Here is a 3447-nt window from a genome sequence, read left to right as displayed (position 1 = left end):
GATATCCAAACTTAAATAAAATCCAAACCTTTTGCAGATGATGCAGGAAATGCAATAAATAGCATCTGAAAAGGTTTGGATTTTATTTTTGGTGTATGATTCCCTTATAACAAAAAGGGAGGTCATACCATGGATTTACAAAACTTAAAAGAGCACCATGAAGAGCTTCTTTCCTTCATGGAAAACAATGGTTATTCCAGTACTTACATACGCCGGTTCAGGGAGGAGATCAACCGTATACTGGCTAAAGCAGGCAGCCACGGCTGGCAGTCCTACCGGGATGCTTACCTTGATTACTTAAAAGTTCCGCATTCTAAAGACTATCTGCGAAACAAAAGAACTATCATCGGGGCGTTGGAGCAGTTTGATAACTTCGGTCGCATGCCTGATGGTAGAAGCCGACACACTTTGTTTGAGAGGGGCTCCTATCACCTGCTTTGTCCGGAATTCCGGGAATTGATTGATTTTTACCGTATGTATGAAGAAAAACGGGGAAAGAAGGAAGCGACCATACGGGGCGAAGCACTCAATACAGCATCTTTTTTACATCAGATGCAGCAACGGGGTGCCCAGTGTCTGGATGAAATAACGGAAGAGGATGTCCTGTCATTCTTTCTCGCAGAAGATGGTTCTTTGCAAAGAAGCTGCTCTTACAAGAAAAACATAGCCGCAGTATTCAAAGCAGGGCTTAACTGGAAAGCTGCCCAGTGCCGGAAGGTGCTCAGTTTCCTTCCTGTGCTAAGGGAAAGCAGAAAAAATATCCAGTATCTTACGCAGGACGAGGTCTGGCTTCTACGGGAAACGGCAGAAAAAGGCGAAGTTTCCGCCCGCAATCGGGCGGTTTTCTTCCTGCTCCTTTTTACGGGGCTTCGGGGGTGTGACATCGCCGGACTTACTTTCCATTCCATTGACTGGGAAAATGAACGGATACTGGTCACACAGCAGAAAACATCCGTACCCTTAGAACTTCCTCTTTCTGCTGTTGTAGGGAATGCCATATATGATTACCTGGAATCGGAAAGGCCGGATACCGGCTGTCCCCGCCTGTTCCTGACAGAAACGCATCCTTTTTCTCCATTGTCCACCCAGGGAATTGCAAACATCGTAGCAAAAATCTGTCGGATTGCAGGAGTGCGGCAGAAGCCAGGAGACAGGAAGGGGACACACATCTTCCGGCACAACCTGGCATCCTCTATGCTGGAAAACGGTGTACCGCAGCCTGTGATCACACAGACTCTCGGACATACAGCCCCGGATTCCCTTGAGCCTTATCTAAGGGCAGATTTTGTACATTTAAAGGAATGCGCCCTGAGCGTGGAACAGTTCCCCCTGGCAAAGGAGGTGCTGTCCATATGAAAGAATTCCGTTCGTTCCTTTCCCCACAGATCCATAGCTTTATAAGGTACCGGCAGGCATCCCAGCGATGGAATGATTCTTCCTATGAGGAAAACCTGATGCTGTTTGACCATTACTGCCACGCGAATGATCCGTGTGCTACCGCACTGACACAGGAAATGGTTGACGGCTGGTGCCGGAAGCGGAGGACGGAAACTAACAACTCCTGCAGGTCGAGGATCTATGTGGTAGACAGCTTCGTCCGTTTTCTCAACATGCGGGGCTTGTCCAATGTCCAGCCTCCGCAGATTCCCCGGAAAGAAAGGCGGAGATACCTCCCACATGCCTTTACAGAGGAAGAACTTATCCGGTTTTTCCATGAATGTGACAGCATACCGGTCATCAACAGTAGGAAAGAAACCATTATAAGAAAAATGTCTGTCCCTGTGTTTTTCAGGCTTCTTTACAGCAGTGGAATCCGTACAAATGAAGCCCGGCTGCTCCTCAGGAAAAATGTGGATCTGGGGAGAGGGATACTGGATATCCAGTATTCCAAGGGCCATGACCAGCACTACATTGTTTTGCACGATTCCATGCTGGAGATCATGCGCAGATATGATGCAGCCATTAACGGCATCGTGCCAGAGAGGGAATATTTCTTCCCTTCCATAAGGAATTCCCATTTCAACCGGGGATGGGTAACAAAAAATTTCAACCTATTATGGCGCAAAGCCAATACGTCTCACGCCACCGCCTACGAATTCCGCCACCATTATGCTGTAACAAACCTCAACCAATGGACAGGCTATGGTTTTGAATTCCATGACAAACTTGTATATCTGAGCAAGAGTATGGGACATACAACGCTTGAAAGCACAAAATACTACTATTCTATTGTTCCCGGTCTTTCAGAGATCATAAAAGAGCAGACAGAAAACAGTTCTGAGTGGATGATACCGGAGGTGCCCCTGGATGAAGAAACCTACTAAGGAAAGTATCCGGATTGCCGGGTATATTTCAGAATTCCTGAACAACTATGTCCTGTCTCAGAAAACAGACAGCATGAACACATTGAAATCATACCGGGATACATTGGCGTTGTATCTGACATACCTCGAAGAAGAAAAAAAGGTTCAATGTGGCAGCCTCAGTGCCGATGTGTTCCACCATACAGTTATAGAAGAGTGGCTTGTATGGCTGCAAAAATCGAGAAAAAACAGCCCGGATAGCTGTAATAACAGGTTGGCAGCCCTGCGTGCATTTTTAAAATATCTCAGCGGCCGTGACGCTGCTTACCTGCATCTATATCTGGAAGCATCCGAAATTCCCCGAAGGAAATGCCTGAAAAAGAAAGTGGAAGGCCTGACCCGGGAAGCAGTAAAGGCATTAATGGAGGCTCCTGATCCCTCAAGTAAATGTGGACGCAGGGATCTGGCATTTATCATCCTCTTATACAGCACTGCCGCCCGGTTGGATGAGATACTGTCGATGAAGAACAATCAACTTCATCTATCCGCCGAAAAAGCATACGTTGTCATTATCGGAAAGGGAAGCAAGATACGCACACTTTACCTGCTGCCAAAAGTTGTTGCCCATTTAACACGGTACTTAAGAGAGTTTCATGGGGAAACGCCTGATCCGGAAGCCTATGTCTTTTATTCGAGGAACACCGGAAGCCACGGAAAAATGACTCAGCCAGCCATTAGCAAGATGCTGAAAAAGTATGCAAAGTCAGCCCATGAAAACTGCAGAGATGTGCCACTGGATCTCCATGCCCATCAATTCAGGCATTCGAAGGCTTCACACTGGCTGGAGGATGGAATGAATATCGTACAGATTTCCTTTTTACTTGGACATGAACAGCTCCAGACTACGATGATCTATCTTGACATTACAACCGAGGAGAAAGCAAAAGCACTTGCTACTTTAGAAGATGAGAACGATAAAAAAGTATCTGCAAAATGGAAAAACTCTGATGGATCTCTCGTAAATTTCTGCGGTGTCCGAAAGAAAGGATGAAAATAAAATCCAAACCTTTTCAGGTGTTATGTACCGCATTTCCTGCGCCATCTGCAAAAGGTTTGGATTTTATTTAAGTTTGGATATCGGAGA

General features: G+C 46.2%; 3 protein-coding genes. All 3 read left to right on the top strand.

Translation table 11 applies throughout. The annotated features are described in order from the left end of the window. Window positions 1-129 precede the first annotated feature (129 nt). The 3 genes from ACTNBF_RS16275 to ACTNBF_RS16265 are packed head-to-tail and all read left to right on the top strand — an operon-like array spanning window position 130 to window position 3354. The gene (locus ACTNBF_RS16275) at window positions 130-1356 is read left to right on the top strand and encodes a tyrosine-type recombinase/integrase (RefSeq protein WP_441089689.1); all 1227 of its coding nucleotides are present in this window, start codon (window positions 130-132) and stop codon (window positions 1354-1356) included. Then, a complete protein-coding gene (locus ACTNBF_RS16270; RefSeq protein WP_320813530.1) occupies window positions 1353-2324 on the top strand; it encodes a tyrosine-type recombinase/integrase in 972 nt (323 codons plus the stop codon). The genes ACTNBF_RS16275 and ACTNBF_RS16270 overlap by 4 nt, the downstream gene beginning before the upstream one ends. Beyond that, on the top strand, window positions 2308-3354 hold the full coding sequence (locus ACTNBF_RS16265) for a tyrosine-type recombinase/integrase (RefSeq protein ID WP_320881625.1): 1047 nt from the start codon (window positions 2308-2310) through the stop codon (window positions 3352-3354). The genes ACTNBF_RS16270 and ACTNBF_RS16265 overlap by 17 nt, the downstream gene beginning before the upstream one ends. Window positions 3355-3447 lie beyond the last annotated feature (93 nt).

The sequence above is a fragment of the Bariatricus sp. HCP28S3_A4 genome (assembly GCF_052066395.1).
Lineage (GTDB): Bacteria > Bacillota > Clostridia > Lachnospirales > Lachnospiraceae > Allocoprococcus.
The sequence above is the reverse complement of the archived record's forward strand: the minus strand, read 5'-3'. Positions and strand labels throughout refer to the sequence as shown.